The organism is Bacteroides sp. MSSM.1001136sp1_RTP21357st2_D2_RTP21359_211015, assembly GCF_040913205.1.
Classification (GTDB): domain Bacteria; phylum Bacteroidota; class Bacteroidia; order Bacteroidales; family Bacteroidaceae; genus Bacteroides; species Bacteroides ovatus.
This window is the reverse complement of record NZ_JBDFVF010000012.1, coordinates 83254-102844: the sequence shown is the minus strand read 5'-3', so window position 1 is coordinate 102844 and position 19591 is coordinate 83254. Positions and strand designations below refer to the sequence as shown.

Here is a 19591-nt window from a genome sequence, read left to right as displayed (position 1 = left end):
TCTCGTCATAGTAAAGTTTGTTTTTATATAAACATCCGGGGATACTTGAAAGTACACTCCGGATGTTTTTTTATACCCTTGCATGTGTTTTCTGAAAATAATTCCTATTTTTGTCCAACTCAATTACATGAAAACACTCTGATATGATCGAGGATAATAGTTTGGGATTGGAATTTAAATATCTGATTGTAAATGACATGGACCGTAAATTCGGGCTGTGGGTGAATACCGTCGGCTATCAGTCTATCCCTCCTGATTCACCTTATCCATTGAAAGAGCATCCCTCCGGTTACTTTTTTAATGCGGAAAAAGGAAGGGTGCTTCGCGAATATCAGTTGGTCTATATCACAAAAGGGCGTGGTTTGTTTTCATCCGATTCCACTTCTGAAAAGCAGGTTTGTAAAGGCCGGCTGATGGTATTGTTTCCCGGGCAATGGCATACTTACCGCCCGTTACGGCAGACTGGTTGGACGGAATATTACATCGGCTTTGAGGGGCCAATGATAGATGCCATCGTTAATGATGCTTTTTTGTCGCAGGAGCAGCAAATATTGGAAATCGGTATTAATGAAGAGTTGGTTTCCTTGTTCTCCCGTGCTCTTGCTGTAGCTGAAGCGGATAAGATTTCCGCGCAACAATATCTTTCCGGGATTGTGCTCCACATGATAGGTATGATTCTTTCTGTCTCCAAGAATAAAGTTTTCGAGATGAGTGATGTGGATCAGAAGATAGAACAGGCGAAAATCATCATGAATGAAAATGTTTCCGGTAATGTAGATCCGGAAGAGTTAGCAATGCGGCTTAACATCAGTTATTCATGGTTTCGACGTGTTTTCAAGGAGTATACTGGTTATGCTCCTGCCAAATATTTCCAGGAATTGAAACTCCGTAAAGCCAAACAAATGTTAGTAGGAACTTCCCAATCCGTGAAAGAGATTTCTTTTTTTCTGGGTTTCCAGTCTACTGAATATTTTTTCTCTTTTTTCAAGAAACGTACAGGGCTTACCCCGTTGGAATATCGTTCGTTCGGACGGGAAGAATAAAATAGGGTGAAGTCTATATCTATCAGTTATTTTGCTCTGATTTTGGGAATATCATAAAAACTGTTACTTTTGTGACGAGATTAATGTGTGCTATAAACCATCATTCTTGATATGCGCGAACAAAGACTATCTAAGATCCATTTTTTTATTCTGCTATCTCTTTTTGGATTTGTATTTCCACTCCGGTCACAGGAATACAAGTTCAGAACATTGGGTGTGGAAGATGGATTGTCGCAAATAACGGTGAGCGATATTTGCCAGGATGAGAAATCGCGTATATGGATTGCCACTCTGGACGGGCTGAATTGTTTCGATGGCAATCACATCAAAGTCTTCAACCACTTTCATAACGACTCTATCAGTTATGGTAATTTATATGTGACTCAAATGGTGGAAGACGGTCAGGGAAGTCTTTTCCTGTTGACCTCTACCGGACTTTTCCAGTTCGACCTTGAAACAGAAAAATATTATATTCTTCCGGTGACTTCTCCCTCCACTCTTGCCAAAGGAAAGACGGGAGTGTGGATTGCAGAAGGAGGGAAACTGTTCTTATACGATAAGAATACCCGCCTCTTGAAACCGATGTATGCCGATTTGCAGCTGCCGGATAGTGGCCCGACGATGGTGGAAGGTTCCGAAGGAAGTCTCTGGATTGCTTTGAAAGAGGGTGGGGTGATGCGTGTAGATACTTGCGGATCGATGTCACTTCACTTGCCCGGAATTAAAGTGATGAAACTGATAAAAAGTAACGACCAGAATATCTGGATTGGTTCGCAGGATCAGGGCGTTTTCTGTTTTTCACCTCAAGGTACGATCATACATCACTATGAATATAATGATAAGAGTGTTTACACGGTTCGGGACGATATGGCGAGAGCGTTATGTCAGGATTTGGAAGGGAATATATGGGTAGGCTACAGAAGTGGATTGAGTAAGATTGAAGTGGCTACCGGGAAAATATTCCATTATCAGGCTGATCCTAACCGGGTGGGTGCTATGTCCAATCGTTCGGTGACGTCTCTTTATACCGACAAACAAGGAACTGTTTGGGTGGGGACTTATTGGGGAGGGGTAAACTTCTTCTCTCCGGAATATCAGCATTTTGTGCATTATCATGCTTCGGACACCGGATTGTCTTTTCCGGTGGTCGGTGCTATGGCAGAAGATAAAGTCGGAAATATCTGGATTTGTACGGAAGGAGGGGGATTAGATTTATATCAACCGGAACAGGGAAAGTTCAAGCATTTTAATGCGCATACGGGATATCATTTCAGTACGGACTACCTGAAAGATGTTGTTTTTGATGAGGCTAATAATTGCTTATGGATTGCAGCCGACTTTACCAATAAGGTGAATTGTTTTCATCTTAATAACTATCGGAATGATATCTATAATCTCGAACCGCTTGGAGAAGAAAGTGTAGGAGAAGCCCTGTTTGCCTTGGCGGATACTCCTCGTAAATTGTATGTCGGGACAACATCCGCTATTGTGAGTTTGGATAAACAGACCTTGAAATCCGAGGTGTTGTTTCATCAGAAGGAACTGTTTACACATAATTATAACACCCTATTGCTTGATTCGAAAAACAGATTATGGTTTGCTGCCGACGACGGTTGTGTAGCCTATGTGATTGATGAAAAGCGGTTTGAAACCTATAGGATAAGTCTGAAGAAACGGGTCAGATCTCAAAAAGAGTTGGTCAATGTTATCTATGAAGATCGAAAGGGAAATATTTGGGTAGGGACACATGGCAACGGACTTTTCTTGCTGGATAAGAAAGAACGTTTGTTTCGTTTACATACTTCTGAAAGTGTGTTGTCGGGAGAAAATATCAGGGTACTGGGGGAAACCCCTTCCGGGAATTTATTGATTGGTACCGGGCATGGATTGTCAATGCTGGAACAGAAAGAGAGGAAAGTGGTAAACTTCAATTCTAAAACCGGATTCCCGCTGACTCTTGTGAACCGGAAATCCATGCATGTATCCCGCAACCATGATATTTATATGGGAGGAGCTACCGGATTGGTAACCATTCGTGAAAGTAGTCTGTATTATCCTCCGAAAATATACGATCTGGAGTTGGCTCATTTGTATGTCAACAACAAAGAGATAACAACAGGCGATCAAACCGGTATTTTAAATAAATCCTTTGCCTATACCGGACGGATCAAATTGAATTACTTGCAAAATGTGTTTTCTATCGGTTTCTCAACAGATAATTTTCTGCATATAGGCGGTGGTGAGGTAGAATATCGGTTGATGGGGTATAATGATGAATGGAGCGAGAACCGTCTGGGAAATGACATTACTTATACAAATATCTCTCCGGGTGATTATGTCTTTGAGATCAGGCTGAAGAACTTCCCGGAAGTAATCAGATCGCTGGATATAACGATTACGCCACCTTTCTATGCTACTTGGTGGGCCTATACTATTTATGTATGCGTGATTCTGACTATTCTATTCTTCATCGTGAGAGAATATAGAATCCGTCTGTTCCTGAAAACTTCATTGGATTTTGAACTTCGCGAGAAACAATACATTGAAGAGATGAATCAATCCAAACTTCGTTTCTTCACGAATATCTCGCATGAAATCAGAACTCCGATCACTCTTATCCTGGGGCAGGTTGATCTGTTGCTGAATTCCGGCAAATTGTCTACCTATGCTTATTCGAAACTGTTGAATATACATAAAAATGCAGGTAACCTGAAATCATTGATTACGGAGTTGCTTGATTTCCGGAAACAGGAGCAGGGACTTTTGAAACTGAAAGTTTCTCAATTTGACTTATATTCTTTGCTCAAAGAGCATTATGTATTGTTTAAGGAGTTGGCTGCTAACAGGAATATTTCGTTTGTTTTGCATGCCGACTGCGAGCAATGCCTCGTGTGGGGAGACCGGATGCAAATACAGAAGGTGGTTAATAACTTGCTGTCTAATGCTTTTAAATATACTTCAGACGGTGGAACTATCCGTATGGAATTGGCTGATGGAACGGAGGAATGTATGTTTTCCGTTTCCGATAATGGTGCGGGAATATCCGAGGAAGACTATGTTAAGATATTCGAGCGGTTCTATCAGGTTGAGAATATAGGACAGTATGGAGGAACTGGTATCGGGCTGGCTTTGAGTCAGGGTATTGTGAAAGCCCACCAGGGAGATATAACAGTAGAAAGTCAGCTGGGAAAAGGTTCTTGTTTTAAGGTCACTCTGAAAAAAGGGGATGCTCACTTTGATTCTTCTGTCGCCCGGGTTGAACCGGAGCAGGATAAGGAATATATTTATTATTCGGAAGACAAAGAACTGCTGGTTAAAGAGGTGCAGTCAGCCCAAAGTGAAAGCGGGACTACTGACTGTAAATTACTGGTGATTGATGATAATGAAGAAATCAGAAATATCCTTGTAGATATCTTCTCTCCGTTGTATACGGTTGAAACTGCAAGTGATGGCAAGGAAGGGTACGAGAAAGTAAAGGTAATGCAACCCGACCTGGTTATTTCGGATATCATGATGCCCGGAATGCCCGGAACAGAGTTATGTGCCAAGATCAAGAACAATATAGAAACCTGCCATATCCCTGTCGTTCTTCTGACTGCCCTTAGTGCTCCCGAACGTGAGTTGGAAGGATTGAGAATTGGAGCGGATATTTATGTGGTGAAGCCATTTAATATGCGGCGGCTGGTGATGCAATGCAATAATCTGATTAATACCCGCAGACTTTTACAGAATAAATATGCCCATCAACTGGATAGCAAAGCGGAGAAGATTGCGACGAATGAACTCGACCAGAAGTTTATCGAACAAGCTACTCAAGTGGTGGAAGATAATATGGAAAATCCCGAATTCAGTGTAGATGCTTTCTCACGGGAGATGGGAGTAGGACGTACCGTCTTATTCCAGAAGATAAAAGGTATTACGGGAAGTACGCCAAATAATTTTATCATGAATCTTCGTCTGAAAAAAGCAGCATATTTTCTACTGAATGCTCCGGAGATGAACATTTCGGATATTGCTTACCGGTTAGGATTTGGAAATCCTCAATACTTCAACAAATGCTTTAAAGAACTTTTTGATATTGCTCCTACACAGTATAGGAAATCTCATGATGCCCCTTCCGATCCCTCTGTAAAGTGATTAAAATAAGTCATCTGAATTTTTAGACTAGATAAAACGAACAATTCGATAGGGTGCAATATGCTCAAATGCGATACTTTTGTGGCGTTGGATCATGCCAGCTTGTACTTGAGTTTTCTTTAATTGGGTGTGTCCGCACACACTTTTATTTAGCAGACCGGGTATTGTATAATCTTTATTCTAATATAATAATTATTGTATAGTATTATGAAAGACGATTATCTATGTGATAAATAAAAGATAACATCTTACGGGAGAGAGCCAATGTATTTCTCCTAATTAATTAAGTAGTGAGTAAAACCTTGATAATTAACCAATTTAATTTTATTCTAGTTATGAAAAATTTGCAGAGTAGGACAAAAGTGCGGTTGTTGCAGTCGTTTCTTTTGATTTCCTTGAGTCTCTTTTTCCTTGCCCATCCGGCTTATGCTCAAGGCGGGTTTGCAGTGAAGGGAGTTATTGTAGATAAAACAGGATTTCCTTTGCCTGGCGCCAATGTGATGGAGAAAGGAACATCTAATGGGACAATTACGGATTTGGATGGTAATTTCTCATTGAATGTTTCAAAGAAGGGAGTTACTTTGACTGTCTCATTCATGGGGTATACCCCTAAAGATGTGGTAGTGAAAGATAAAACAATGAATATTACGCTTGAAGAGAACGCTAAGTTGTTGGACGAAGTAGTGGTGGTGGGTTATGGTACGATGAAAAAGCGTGATGTAACGGGAGCTATTACTTCCATCTCAAGTGAGGCTATTGAGCAGAAGATGGCTACCAATGTTTTTGAAGCACTGCAAGGTACTACTGCCGGTGTACAGGTAGTGTCCGGCTCGGGACAACCCGGTGAATCTTCTTCTATTAAAATTCGTGGTACATCCACTTTCTCCGCCGAAGGAGTTACTCCTCTTTATATTGTAGACGGTGTGCCTTTGGAAAGTATCGATGGTATCAATACCAATGATATTACTTCCATGGAAATTTTGAAGGATGCGGCTTCTGCAGCGATCTACGGTTCCCGTTCGGCTAACGGTGTGATTATTATCACTACCAAGAGTGGTCAGGAGGGTAAAGCCCGTATTGATATCAAGTATAATCACTCGTGGGGTACATTGTCTCATAAGGTGCCACAGGCAAATCGTAAAGAGCGTCTGTTGTACGACCAGTACCGTAAAGAGTATTTTGAAACATACGGCGGAGGTAATCCGGATGAAAGTATTGATATTCTGGATGATCCGTTGAATTCATTCTTCAATGTAGACAATGATTATCTGGACATGATTACAAGTACTGCGCAGAAAGATCAGGTGGATATCAGCGTAGGTGGCGGTACAAAGAAACTGAAATATTTCATCAATACCGGTTATTATAACGAGAAGGGTATTATTTCCAATACTGGTTTCCAAAGATTAAATACTCGTATCAACTCCGATTATTCACCGACAGACTGGATGAATATGGGTAGCCGTATTTCTCTTACTTATTCTAAAAAGAAAGGTCTGAATGAAGGTACGTTATTGAGCGCAGTGTTGACTCGTCGTCCTTATTTCAATACTTATTATCCGGATGGCTCTTTGGTCGGGGTGTTTAATGGTCAGAAGAATCCTATTGCACAGGTCAATTATACCACTGACTTTACGGATTCTTATAAGGCTAACTTCTTCCAGTTCTTTGAAATCAAATTCAACAAGTACCTGAAGTTCAGAGCCAATATAAATGCCAACTTCTATTTGGACAAGCGCAAAAAACTCGAACCTAGTCTTATTACTGATGAATGGCAGAAACAGAATAAAGGGTATTCTTATAATTACCTCAACTGGAACTGGATGAATGAAGATTTCATCACTTATGCACGCAAGATAAAAGGACATAATTTCAGCGCGATGGTGGGTGTCAGTGCTCAACAATGGCGTTATGAAAATGAAACTTTTGTGGGATTGAATTCCTCTACCGACTTTATTTATACAATGAACGCGTTTGCTGCCAATCTGGATTTATCCTCTACGGGATCTACATTGAGTAATCACTCCATGGCTTCCGTTTTTGCACGTGTGACGTATGATTATCTGGGGAGATACCTGTTTACAGCGAATATGCGTCGTGACGGTTCTTCTCGTTTTGCGAAAGAAAACAAATGGGGTAATTTCCCGTCAGTGTCAGTGGGATGGCGTTTCTCAGATGAAAAATTCATGAAGTTCTCGAAGAAATTCCTGGAAGATGGTAAGATTCGTGTAAGTTATGGTATCACCGGTAATGAAGCGATCGGAAATTATGATTATATTTATTCTTATTCTCCGAATTCTATCTATGACGGAGTGGGCGGCGTTATTCCGACCCGTATCGGTAAAGACAATCTGAAATGGGAGGAAACTAAACAGTTCAACCTTGGTTTGGACTTGAATTTCTGGAATAGCCGTTTGACGATTACTGCCGATTACTACGATAAATACACAGACGGTTTGTTGGCAAACTACCAATTACCTAAGGAGTCTGGTTTTGCATATATGAAAACCAATGTCGGTGAGATGAGCAACCGCGGGTTTGAAATTGCCGTTACCGGTGATATTATCCGCACGAAGGATTGGAAATGGAATGCTTCTTTCAATATCTCCAGAAACATCAACCGTATTGAAAAGCTGTCTGAAGGTAAGGCATATATGGAAGGTGATATCTGGTGGATGCAGGAAGGCGGCCGTGTAGGTGACTTCTACGGATTTAAAAGTGCCGGTGTCTTTGCTTATGATGAATCAAATGCTTTTACGGATAACTGGGAGCAACTGACTCCGGTGTTTGAAAATGGTGTATTCCAATACAAGTATTTATTGAATGGAAAGGAATATGCAGGTGATATTCGCCAGAAAACGTTACCGAACGGCAAACCGTTCCGTGGCGGAGATTACAACTGGGAAGAACCGGAAGGAACCCGCGACGGTGTGATTGATGATAACGACCGTATGGTGATTGGTAATGCCATGCCTGATGTGACCGGTGGTTTGAATACAACCGTAACTTGGAAAAACGTAAGCTTGTATCTCGGATTCTATTATTCATTAGGAGGACAGATTTATAATGCAGCCGAGCATAATCGTAATATGTTCAAATATACCGGAACCACTCCTTCGCCGGAAGTCATCCATAATATGTGGTTGCATCCGGGTGACCAGGCAATCTATCCGCGTCCGTATAATGATGATTATAACAATGCACGTATGGGTAACTCGTTCTATCTGGAAGATGCTTCCTTTATTCGTCTGCAGAACGTACGTATAGCCTATGATCTTCCTGAAAACTGGATAAAGAAGCTGATGTTGAAGAATATAAATATCTACGCTTTTGTAAACAACGCATTGACATGGACCAACTATTCGGGATTCGATCCTGAATTCTCTACAAGTAATCCTCTGCAGGTAGGTAAAGACTCTTACCGCTATCCGAGAAAGAGAGAATATGGTATTGGTTTTTCTGCAAACTTTTAATTGAAGATATCGTATGAAGAATATAAAATATTTTGTTGGAGCTGTATGCCTGGCTCTATCATTGAATAGCTGTTCAGACTTTCTGAATGAGGAACCGGTGAGTGAGATCCCGGCAGGTGACATGTGGCAGACCGCCCGCGACGCTAAGGCAGGTATAAATGAAATCTACGGACTGTTGCGTTCCACTTTACGCGAGAATTATTTTTACTGGGGTGAGTTCCGTTCGGATAACGTAGCTCCCGGAGCACCAGTGATGGCCGATCAGGCACGTGTGATCAACAACCTGATGTCTACGGACGAGAAATGTGCGAAATGGACGACCTTGTATCAGATGATTAACCAGACCAATCTGGCCATCAAATATGTTCCTAATATCAGTATGCCTGATGTGGCAGACCGTAATGATTACCTCGGACAAGCGTATGCGTTGCGTGCTCTGGCTTATTTCTATGCTATCCGTGTCTGGGGAGACGTACCTTTGTTTATAGAACCTACTGAAAAGTATTCGGAGGCTATCTATAAGGAACGTACAGATAAGAATTATATTCTGGAACATGTTATTCTTCCTGACCTGAAAAAGGCGGAAAGCCTGATTAACCGTAATAAGAATTACGAACGCAAGCGTATTTCTATCTGTGGCGTATGGGCTATCATGGCGGACGCTTATATGTGGGCTGAAGAATATAATCTGGCTGACCAAACCATTGATAAAATGGCAACTATTGCCTCCAAAAAGGGTGGACGCTTTGTAGACTTCGAACCTAACATTGCTACTTGGCATACCATGTTTACAGAAGAACTGAACAATAAGCCTTCGGATGATACGCCCGAAAATGATGAATATAACTCCAGAGAGTTAATATTCCTTGTTCATTTCAACATGGATGAAGTCGGCACGAATGGTTACAGTTATATGTATCAATGGTTTTCCGGTTCAGGAAACCGTGCGGCAGTTATGTCCGACAAGTTTATGAGCATCTTTGATGAAAAGGATATGAAAGGTGATTTGCGCAAAGATTATACGGTGAAGAATTACCAGAATGGAAATGAATTGCGTAAATATATGGCAGGTGACATCAGTAACTCTTTGAATAAGACATGCGAAGTAGCCTATCCAATTTATCGTTACACAGATATGATGTTGTTGCAAGCAGAAGCTCGTGCTCATCAGGGAAAATGGGGTGAAGCTTTGGATTTAGTAAAAACTGTACGTGACCGTGCCGGATTGAACACGTTGACTGAAAATGATTTTGCTTCTGAAGACGAAGTCGTTAATTATATATTGCGTGAACGGCAAGTGGAATTAGCCGGCGAAGGACGCCGCTGGTTTGACTTGTTGCGTACCGGAAAGTGGAAGGAAGTGATGAAACCGATTAACGGAATGGAACAGGACGGAAACGAACTCTTCCCGATTCACTATTCACATATCTTGGAAAATCCGAAGATTGTGCAGAACACGTATTATGGTAATACTAACAACTAAAAAAGGTAGAAACAATGAAAAAGACAATATTATATAAGACCCTTTTCTTTTGTTGGGCGATATTGGCATTGACCGGCTGTGACCTGGACTTGCAGAAGAATTATGATTATGAGCCTTCGGTGGATGATCCGTATGTAAAAGTGACAGCGTGGGAATATTTCCAAGATCACAAAGATATGTTCTCGGAGTTGATAGCAGCTATTGAGTATACAGGTCTGAAGGACTATTATACCCAGACTGACAATAAATATACTTTTCTGGCTTTGAATAATGCAGGTATGCAGTTGTATCGTGAAAATGAATTTGCAGGTGCAGCATCCATTACCGATTGTGATAAAGAGAAAGTAACGAACATGTTGCTTTATCACATTGTAGACGGTGAATATAGTTCTTATGGACAGTTGCAGGTGGAACCGATGTTCGTATTGACGATGCTGAAAGGAGAGAATGGACTGATGACAATGTCCGTATGGAAAAACCCATGGCAGGCTGCAGTAGGTAAGATTCTGGTGAATCAGACCGGAAGCAACGGGAAATCTCCACAGCGTCAGGCTAAGACTAGCAACATTCTGCCGACGAACGGTGTGATTCATATATTTGAGAACTATTGCAAATATTCCAAATAACCACAGTTAATTAAAAAGAGAACTAATTATGATTCGTAAAATATATACCTTATTAATACTAGGACTTTGCCTGGGCTTTGCTGCCTGTAGCGATGATAATGATGGTCTGGATCCTAATGCGGCTGCTCCTGTGATTAAATTCCCGATGGAACAACTGGATGTGGATTTAAATAAAGTAGATAATCTGCCGGTAGTGGCTGTCATAAAGTCGCAGGCCGGACTACAGAGTGTGACAATGAAATTGCAGACAGTGGAGGGGGTGACCGAATATAAAACGGTGACTGAATTTTTTAATCCCAATTCTTACAGCTTGTCTGAAAATCTGGAATACAATGCAAATTACGAAGCCTTTATCATTGAGGCTACGGATAAATTGAATCATGTTACGAGCGGAACTTTACCAATTGCTGTTACCGATGTAATGGCACGTCCTGTCATAACATTCGACCCGGAAGAGATTATATATGATGAAATGGATGAAAACCCGGTAATTCCCCGTACTACTTTCGAAGTTGTTTCAGAAGCCGGTTTGAAGGTAGTGGAGGTCTATTTGGTATCTGCGACCGGACAGGAATCGAAAGGAAGCGTGGAACTGAATGGGAAGAAGGATTTCTCGTATGATGAGATGATTAATTACAAAGAAGGCGATAAAGGTTTCAAAGTAAAAGCAGTGGATATATATGATAATGTGACCATTTCAACTTTACCAGTGGAATATAGAACAGTGCCAATACCTGTATTGACCTTGCCTGAATTGCCTATTTTTGCTACAACGGATGCTAAACAAGGAGTGCCGGTAAAGGTGGAATCTGTACGTGGAGTTCACGAAGTGATTATTTACCGTATTGAGAATGGACAGGAAGTCGAAGTCTTACGGGAACAGAAGAATGGTGAGAAACAATTGGATTACACTCCGGAAATTGATTTTACTGAAACTACGTCTCAAATTAAAGTGGTGGTTTCTGATGGGAGAGTAGGAAAAGAAGCTGTCGGAACTGTGAAAGCATATGTAAATATGGACGTTGCTACTGTGAATATATCCAGTAAGACTTTTGCTAATAGTGCGCACGAAAAATATCCGGATGCTTATGGCTTGTTATCTTTCAAAGATTTGAAAACTTATTCTATTGATTATGCATTAACCAGCGCAGACAATGCGAAGAATGTTGATTTGAAATTCTATTGTATGGGAAAAGGTAAGGACGTTCCTTCAGAGCCTCGTCTGTATTCTATAAATGCAGCGAAATCTGATGAGTATAAAGGTTCTAATGGTGCAGGTCTGAACACTGCGGCAGTAAAGAATAGGACTACGTTAGCCAAACTCTCCGACTTTGATTATGATAATGCAACAGTTACTTCTATTGCTTCTGAAATATCAGCCAGCTTGATTGTGAAAGAAGACTTGATTCCTATAGCGGAGGGAGATATTATTGCCTTTAAAACTGCATCGACTTCTGCAGCAGGTGGAAATAGGATCGGAGTAATGAGAATTATCAGTATGACACCGTCTACCGGGGAAGGTGTGTTGAAGCCCGGAGATACAACAGCTCGTGTATTAACGGTTGAAATCAAATTCCCTAAGAAGAAGTAAACAGGGTAGTATTACCTACCGTCTGAAGTCTTAATAGAAAACTTCTTTTCTATTAAGACTAAACTTCCCTTTCATTGGGAATAAAGTTGTTCTCTGTCCGATACAAACTATAAACGAAGCTTCCGTTTTTATAAATGCAAGTTGCGTTTATAAAAACAAAGATTTCAATTATAAAAACAAAGCTTTCGTTTATAGTTTATGTTAGGGATAAAAGAAGTTTGCAACAAGGGGGAAGGGAGTTCTCTCCTTGTAGAGAATAACTTTTCTATTAATAGCCAACGCGAGAGTTAGTAACAGCTATCCGGTGAACCGTAGATAGAGTATACGAAAGATGCGACTGATAACAAATACGATGGTTAAGTAATAATGTGCAGTAGCTGAAAGTAATATGAGAAAACATATAATATATAGGTATTTCCTCTTTTTATCTTTGGTCGGACTGATGCAGTTGACGTTTAGCTGTTCCTCCTCTTCCAACGAAATAGAACCTTTGAAACCGGAAGGAGAAGATACTCCTTTGGAAAAAGATGAATATACTTTTATGAATGTAGAATACCGGAAGTGGCAGAACGGAACTTTCCAGGCATGGACAACGGCAGATTCAAGGGAAACACGTACCATTGATAATATGAATTGGTATACTCCCTCTTCGGGTTATAGCCGGACTGCATGGGGAGGACGAATCGGTTTGCAACCTTCATCTGTGGTTGGAAAAGAAGGCTTTTTCCGAGTGGCTTATTGTGGAGGCCGTTCTTATTTGCTCGATCCGGATAATGGAGCTGTTATCATTCATGGAATTCAGCATGTTCGTCCGGGAGAATCTACTGCTCATAAGAAGGCTTTCGGTACTCGATACGGTAGTGAGGCGCAATGGAGTGAAGAGACTGGCAAACTGTTAGCAGGCAATCATATAAACTATATTTCGTATGGCTCGAACCGTATTGAAGTATTTCCTGCTGCAGTACGTGGTAACTTGTTGACCCCTAAGACGCAAAAGATTGCTTATGCAGAGAATCTGTATCTGCTTCGTACCTTTATGTGGGATATGAGTAAGAATTTGGGCTACGCGTTTGATGATGACAAATATAATCGCTTAGTTCTTCTTTTTGAACCCACATTTGCTACGTACATAGATCGTCTCGTACAAGAGAAGTCAGCTTTATTTGCCGGTGACCGGCATTTTATAGGTTTCTATCTTGACAATGAATTGCCATTTGCCAGTTATCAGAATGCTGACCCTTTGCGAGGAATTGATCTGAAACATTTCTTGTCTTTGCCCGAACGCTATAAAGCTGCTCGTGAGTATGCAGAAAAGTTTATGCGGGATAACGGTATAGCTTCTACCGGAGTGATAACCAAGAAAAATCAGGAAGATTTCCGGGGGATGGTTGCTGATTATTATTATCAGTTGACCACCGCTACCGTCAGACGATATGATAAAGAGCATTTGATATTGGGAACACGTCTGCATGATTGGAGTAAATATAATCAGAAAGTGGTGGAAGCGTGTGCTCGTTATTGCGATCTTGTTTCCGTCAACTATTATGCACGTTGGCAACCGGAGGCAGATTTCTTGGCAAACCTGAAAGTCTGGTGTGGAGCGAAACCTTTTTTAGTTTCAGAATTCTATATAAAAGCGGAAGATGCCAGTTATCAGGGAACTGGATATGCTAATACTGAAGGAGGTGGCTGGTTGGTGCATACACAAAAAAATAGAGGTGAGTTTTATCAGAACTTCTGTCTTCGTTTGCTTGAAACTCGAAACTGTGTAGGCTGGGTACATTTTGAGTATAATGATGGTTACGATTCTAACGGGAAAGCTTCTAATAAAGGAGTGGTTTCCATCGAATACGAACCTTATGAATCTTTTCTGTCGCACATGCGGCAGTTGAATCTTTCAGTTCATTCATTGATCGATTATAACGATACAAAATCGGTTCAATAGATTGACGGAAACTTTAAATAGACAAATTGAATATTTAGAATTAAAATAGTTATGACCATGAAGAAGTTTAGTTTATTTGCAATCCTTTTAGGATTTAATATAGCTTTGGGAGCATGTTCCGATGATGATGCCGCTCCTGTAGTAAAAAATGAAATCTTTCAACTTCCGGAAAAGGCTTATGTACTGGCGGAACAATCCAGACGGGCTATTGTCATCAGAGATGCGGAGACGCACCGCAATATTTGGAGTTGGGATCCTTATACAGCCTGTGTTCCTGCTGCACAGCAGGGTTGGTTTGTTAATCCGAGTGAAGTAAAACCGGTTTTCAATAGACGCTATATCTTGATGACTGCCTCCGGCGGAGCTGTGGCTTTAATCCGTTTGTCCGATCATAAATTAATGTTCTACGCAAATTGCGGACAGAATCCCCACTCTGCGGAGGTATTGCCCGATGGAAATATCGTGACGGCAGAATCTAAATCCGGTGAAATCAATACCTTTGTGGTTGACACGGTTAAGGTATTGGGAGCAAAAGCTAATACGGTGAAGTTGGGTAATGCGCATAATGTTGTTTGGGATAAGAAAAGATCGTATCTTTATGCTACAGCTACCAAAAAAGAGGGAGTGACTGCATTATTCCGTTTTAAGTACGATGGCAACCGGAGTAATCCCAAGTTAATAAATCAGACTACCCTTTATACATTCAGCAATGAATCGGGTGGGCATGATTTGTTCCCGGTATATGGTGAAGAAGATAAATTATGGCTTACTGCTGCTTCGGCTGTCTATAAGTTTGATTTGACTGGAGTTACCGACGCTACGACTAATGACTCTACCGAACCTACTTGCGAGAAAGTTTACAGCATAGCCGATATAAAAAGCATCTGCAACGGACCGGACGGAATCCTGATGCTGAAACCGACTGAAGAATGGTGGGCAGAAGGACTTGTAAATGAGAAGGGAGAAGAACTTTTCAAAATGGACGGAGCCAAGATTTATAAAGGCCGTTGGATGATAGACAATCTTTTCAGTTATCCGGAAAAGCATGATTTCGTGTTGAGTGAGGACTGATTAAGTATGGTGGAAGATTGATTAAGTACATAAGTTGAATAATTAAGTTTGGAACAATGAGGAAACTTCTTCTTTTTTTATTGGTATCTATCGCATTACCGGCCTTGGCGCAGAATGGAAAGAAAGTGTATGCCGACTTTCACGGAGTGCGCTATACCCGGCAGCATGACGGAAAGCTGGGGCGTTGGGAGATGTATGCCAATACGGAAAAATCAAGTACCGGAAGAAAGTCGCTGTGTTATAATGCCGACCTGATAGACAGCGAAGGACGGCATGAGATAGCGGCAGTGGCTTATCCCCAAGTCGGAATGCAGTCCAATCTCGATCCCGATTATATCGAATATCAGATATTGTCGGCAAAAGCGGCTAAGATAGATGGATTCTTTATCGAATGGGGGTTCAAGCCTCACGAAAATGACATCTTGCTGCGTGAGATGCAGAAAGTGGCAGCAAAGTATGACTTTGAAATCGGCGTAAACTGGTGCGACGGTTGGTTATATTATGACTGGATTACGAAGATTTATCCGGAAGTTAACACCCGTGAGGCAAAGACCGAATACATGGCCAAATGTTACCAATATCTGGTGGATAGCGTCTTTACCGGTCCTACAGCTCCTATGGTGAAGGGAATGCCTGTTTTTTATCATTTCGGTCCCGGAGCGAAAGTGGATGAATATAAGAAAGTATTATCATTGGCGAAGTTACCGCAAGGAATGAAGCAGCCGGTTGCTTTACGCCGTTGGGCAGATTGGGGAAAACTGGAAAATGATAAATATATCCCCGTCACTCGTAGCGATGAAATGGATACCTGGAAAGAAGTGGGAGAAATACCGACTGCATGGCTTCCTGCCCGTGTCCGTACAAGAGATCAGGCACATGCCGAATGGGATAATTACGCCACTCAGGATGATGTTATTGAGTTTATGAAACCTTTCCGTGATTCAATTTGGCATAGTAACAATCCTGCTTATACCATTAAGTCGGGATTTGCCATGCCGGGAATGGATAACCGGGGATGTGCGGGCTGGGGACGTGGACACTTCTATTATATCCCACGTAACAATGGAGAAACTTATCAAAGTATGTGGAAGTTCTGTATGGCAGAGAAGGACAGCCTGGACATGATGTTTATCGCTTCGTGGAGTGACTATACCGAAGGACACGAAATAGAGCCGACCATTGAAAACGGTGACCGTGAACTACATACGACTTTAAAGTATGCGGCGGAATTCAAAGACGAACAGGCGGACGAGCGTGGATTAACCTTACCTTTAATGCTTTTCCGGCTGCGAAAAGAAGCCCGTTTCCTGGAAAAGACGAAGATGGACGTATCCGCTTGTCAACGTTCGCTCGATAAGGCAGCATTGTTGATTAGCCAGGGACGTTATCCGGTGGCAATAGGCTTGTTGTCACAAATAGAAAATGATGTCAAGACGGCAAAATCCGCTTTGGCGGTTGAGATGATGCGTTTGCGTGAGTCGGACATGAAGATTCAGGGAAAGCGAAAATCCGGTGGTTACAGTGCCGAAGAAACTCTCTCTATCTCTTTGCCCAAAGAGCTGGTTTCCAAATTACAAATGAATAACTATGTAGGGTATCTCTATTTTGAATACCTGGACAAGGGAAATGAATCTCTTTTTATACGTTCATCTACACAGCGCGAACCGAAAGAGCCGTTTAAAATTGTGTCCCGGATACGTACCGACAACACGGGTGAATGGAAAAGCGCAAAAGTAGAATTGTATAAGGATAATATCGTGAATGGATTCAATATGCCTACTTTCTATTTAAAAGGAAATGTCGTAGTCCGTAATTTGTCATTGGGCTATACGATCTACACAGTCAAATAAATGCATGGATGAAGAGTTTAAATAATTGGTTATTAGTTTTATCTGTACTATCCTGCTTCGGATGTTCCTCTCCGGTCCATGAAGATGACAGGGGATGTGCTTTCGTATCTGACAGTATTCAATATCGGGTTGAGTTTATGTCGGCGGGGTGCGTGCGGATTCTGTCTTTTCCCGAAGGTGATACACTGGTAACAAGAAGATTGGTGGTCGATTCGGAAAAGCCGGCTTTTAAAGATTATAAATGGGAAGATACGGGACAGAAGCTACTCTTTCGCACCCGTGAACTTTCCGTAGTTTTTGATAAGGCAGATGTGGCTTTCACTTTTCAGGAAACATCCACAGGTAAGTTATTACTAAAAGAGAAAGGGGATAGAAAGGCACGGAACTTCAAACGTTCGGTTGCCGGAGGTGAACAATGTCTCGAAGTCACTCAACGCTTTGTTCCTACCGAGGATGAGGCCATTTACGGACTGGGACAGTATCAGAATGGAATCATGAACTATCGGGGGAAATCTGTACTTCTGTTACAGGCCAATATGGATATTGTCAATCCGTTCCTTATTTCGACCAACGGATATGGTGTCTTATGGGATAATTATTCTTCTACGAAGTTTGAAGATACGAAGGAGGGCTACTCATTTACTTCCGAAGTAGGTGATGCCTCCGACTATTATTTTGTCTATGGTAAGAATATGGACGAAGTCCTTGCCGGTTATCGGGAATTGACGGGGGACGTGCCGATGTTTGGAAAATGGGTGTATGGCTTCTGGCAGTCCAAAGAACGATATAAGTCGTTCGATGAATTGAAGGCAGTCGTTAAAGAATACCGTAAACGGGGAATTCCGTTGGATAACATTGTGCAGGACTGGGAATATTGGGGAGACAAACCTCATTGGAACAGCCTGACCTTCCATCCGGCAAACTTTAATCATCCCCGTCAGGTTATTGATGAACTGCATCAACAGGACCATGTTCATTTTATGCTTTCCGTATGGCCCGGATTCGGACCGGAAACGGCTGTCTATCAGTCTTTGGATTCTATCGGTGCATTGTTTAGTGAACCTACATGGGCAGGTTATAAGGTTTTTGATGCCTACAATCCTGTCGCGAGGGATATTTTCTGGCAATACCTCAAGAAAGGACTCTATGATATGGGTGTGGATGCCTGGTGGATGGATGCAACGGAACCATCTTTCCGGGATGGATTCACACAGTTGAAGCAGGAAGAAAGGACCAAATCAGCTGGTAATACTTATCTGGGTAGCTTCCACCGTTATCTGAACACTTATTCTTTAGAAATGCTAAAGGACTTCTATCAACGCCTGCGCACCGAGAGCGATCAGAAGCGTATATTTATCCTAACTCGTTCCGCCTTTGCCTCGCAACAGCATTATGGTACAGCCGTATGGTCGGGTGACGTTTCGGCTTCATGGGAGAATATGCACAAACAACTGGTTGCCGGCTTAAACTTGTCTATGTCCGGTATTCCGTATTGGACTTCCGATACGGGAGGATTCTTTGTCACAGAACGGGATGCAAAATATCCCGACGGACTGAAAAGTAATGATTATAAAGAGTTATATTCCCGTTGGTTCCAGTTTAGCGCATTTACTCCTATCTTCCGTGCTCACGGTACGAATGTGCCGCGTGAAATTTGGCAATTCGGTGAAGAGGGGACATTATCTTATGATAATCAAGTGAAGTATATCCATCTGCGTTACCGTCTGTTGCCATACATTTACTCAATGTCCCATCAGGTAACCGCCAATAATTATACCATGTTGAGAGGTTTGGCAATGGATTTCACAACAGATACCCGGACATTTGATATTGATAATGCCTATATGTTCGGTACTTCCTTATTGGTGCGTCCGGTATTTCATCCGCAATCGGAAGAAAAGAACATCTGTATTTATCTGCCGGAACACAGTGGTAAATATTGGTATGACCTCTGGACCGGAGAAGCTTTTGAAGGAGGAAGAGAACAAATGCAGACAAATATCCTCGACATACTTCCGCTCTATGTGAAGGCTGGTTCTATCTTGCCTTTGGCAGAAGTGAAACAATATGCGATGGAATATCCCGATCGTGAACTGGAATTGCGTATCTATGGAGGAGCGGATGCTGCTTTTTTATGGTATGAGGATGAAGGTGATTCCTACCGCTATGAAGAGGGTGTATGTTCGAAAGTGCCGATGCAATGGAAAGATTCGGAACGGACATTGACTATTGGACTGCGTGAGGGAACTTATCCCGGTATGCCGGAACAAATAAAAATGCATGTGAAATTATATCTGCCTGAAGGTGCAGGTCTTGATAGCAAAGAGTGCGTCTACACAGGTAGAGAAGTAAAAATAAAGTTTTAATTATAA

Annotated in this window: 10 protein-coding genes; all 10 read left to right on the top strand. The window is 41.7% G+C overall.

Going from position 1 to position 19591, the window contains the following annotated elements; translation table 11 throughout:
• Window positions 1-143 precede the first annotated feature (143 nt).
• The 10 genes from AB5217_RS09915 to AB5217_RS09870 all read left to right on the top strand — a co-directional run bounded on the left by AB5217_RS09915 (window position 144) and on the right by AB5217_RS09870 (window position 19585).
• Window positions 144-1043, top strand: a complete 900-nt coding sequence (locus AB5217_RS09915; protein WP_004304986.1) for an AraC family transcriptional regulator — start codon at window positions 144-146, stop codon at window positions 1041-1043.
• 111 nt (window positions 1044-1154) lie between these two features.
• Window positions 1155-5180 (top strand): hybrid sensor histidine kinase/response regulator transcription factor, encoded by a 4026-nt coding sequence (locus AB5217_RS09910; protein ID WP_211420489.1) that lies wholly within the window; start codon window positions 1155-1157, stop codon window positions 5178-5180.
• Window positions 5181-5515: 335 nt separating this feature from the next.
• Window positions 5516-8653 (top strand): SusC/RagA family TonB-linked outer membrane protein, encoded by a 3138-nt coding sequence (locus AB5217_RS09905; RefSeq protein WP_149944178.1) that lies wholly within the window; start codon window positions 5516-5518, stop codon window positions 8651-8653.
• 13 nt (window positions 8654-8666) lie between these two features.
• Complete coding sequence (locus tag AB5217_RS09900; RefSeq protein ID WP_008776394.1) at window positions 8667-10136, top strand: RagB/SusD family nutrient uptake outer membrane protein; 1470 nt, start codon at window positions 8667-8669, stop codon at window positions 10134-10136.
• Window positions 10137-10150: 14 nt separating this feature from the next.
• Window positions 10151-10762: a fasciclin domain-containing protein gene (locus AB5217_RS09895; protein WP_004304976.1), complete on the top strand. Its 612-nt coding sequence runs from the start codon at window positions 10151-10153 to the stop codon at window positions 10760-10762.
• Window positions 10763-10790: 28 nt separating this feature from the next.
• Window positions 10791-12353 carry a hypothetical protein gene (locus AB5217_RS09890; RefSeq protein WP_128857334.1) on the top strand — a complete coding sequence of 521 codons (1563 nt, stop codon included), beginning with the start codon at window positions 10791-10793 and terminating at the stop codon, window positions 12351-12353.
• 388 nt (window positions 12354-12741) lie between these two features.
• Entirely contained in the window at window positions 12742-14298 is a 1557-nt protein-coding gene (locus tag AB5217_RS09885; RefSeq protein ID WP_032849584.1) for a hypothetical protein, read from the top strand.
• 57 nt (window positions 14299-14355) lie between these two features.
• Entirely contained in the window at window positions 14356-15369 is a 1014-nt protein-coding gene (locus tag AB5217_RS09880; RefSeq protein WP_004310453.1) for a DUF6528 family protein, read from the top strand.
• Window positions 15370-15425: 56 nt separating this feature from the next.
• Complete coding sequence (locus tag AB5217_RS09875) at window positions 15426-17219, top strand: glycoside hydrolase family 71/99-like protein (RefSeq protein WP_022199023.1); 1794 nt, start codon at window positions 15426-15428, stop codon at window positions 17217-17219.
• A gap of 8 nt (window positions 17220-17227) precedes the next feature.
• Window positions 17228-19585, top strand: a complete 2358-nt coding sequence (locus AB5217_RS09870) for a TIM-barrel domain-containing protein (protein WP_368112700.1) — start codon at window positions 17228-17230, stop codon at window positions 19583-19585.
• Window positions 19586-19591: the final 6 nt, after the last annotated feature.

What these genes read in the sequence shown, in the direction of transcription:
- AB5217_RS09895 (WP_004304976.1), top strand. Translation starts at nt 10,151, where the DNA reads ATGAAAAAGACAATATTATATAAGACCCTTTTCTTTTGTTGGGCGATA.
- AB5217_RS09880 (WP_004310453.1), top strand. Translation starts at nt 14,356, where the DNA reads ATGAAGAAGTTTAGTTTATTTGCAATCCTTTTAGGATTTAATATAGCT.
- AB5217_RS09910 (WP_211420489.1), top strand. Translation starts at nt 1,155, where the DNA reads ATGCGCGAACAAAGACTATCTAAGATCCATTTTTTTATTCTGCTATCT.
- AB5217_RS09870 (WP_368112700.1), top strand. Translation starts at nt 17,228, where the DNA reads ATGAAGAGTTTAAATAATTGGTTATTAGTTTTATCTGTACTATCCTGC.
- AB5217_RS09890 (WP_128857334.1), top strand. Translation starts at nt 10,791, where the DNA reads ATGATTCGTAAAATATATACCTTATTAATACTAGGACTTTGCCTGGGC.
- AB5217_RS09915 (WP_004304986.1), top strand. Translation starts at nt 144, where the DNA reads ATGATCGAGGATAATAGTTTGGGATTGGAATTTAAATATCTGATTGTA.
- AB5217_RS09875 (WP_022199023.1), top strand. Translation starts at nt 15,426, where the DNA reads ATGAGGAAACTTCTTCTTTTTTTATTGGTATCTATCGCATTACCGGCC.
- AB5217_RS09905 (WP_149944178.1), top strand. Translation starts at nt 5,516, where the DNA reads ATGAAAAATTTGCAGAGTAGGACAAAAGTGCGGTTGTTGCAGTCGTTT.
- AB5217_RS09900 (WP_008776394.1), top strand. Translation starts at nt 8,667, where the DNA reads ATGAAGAATATAAAATATTTTGTTGGAGCTGTATGCCTGGCTCTATCA.
- AB5217_RS09885 (WP_032849584.1), top strand. Translation starts at nt 12,742, where the DNA reads ATGAGAAAACATATAATATATAGGTATTTCCTCTTTTTATCTTTGGTC.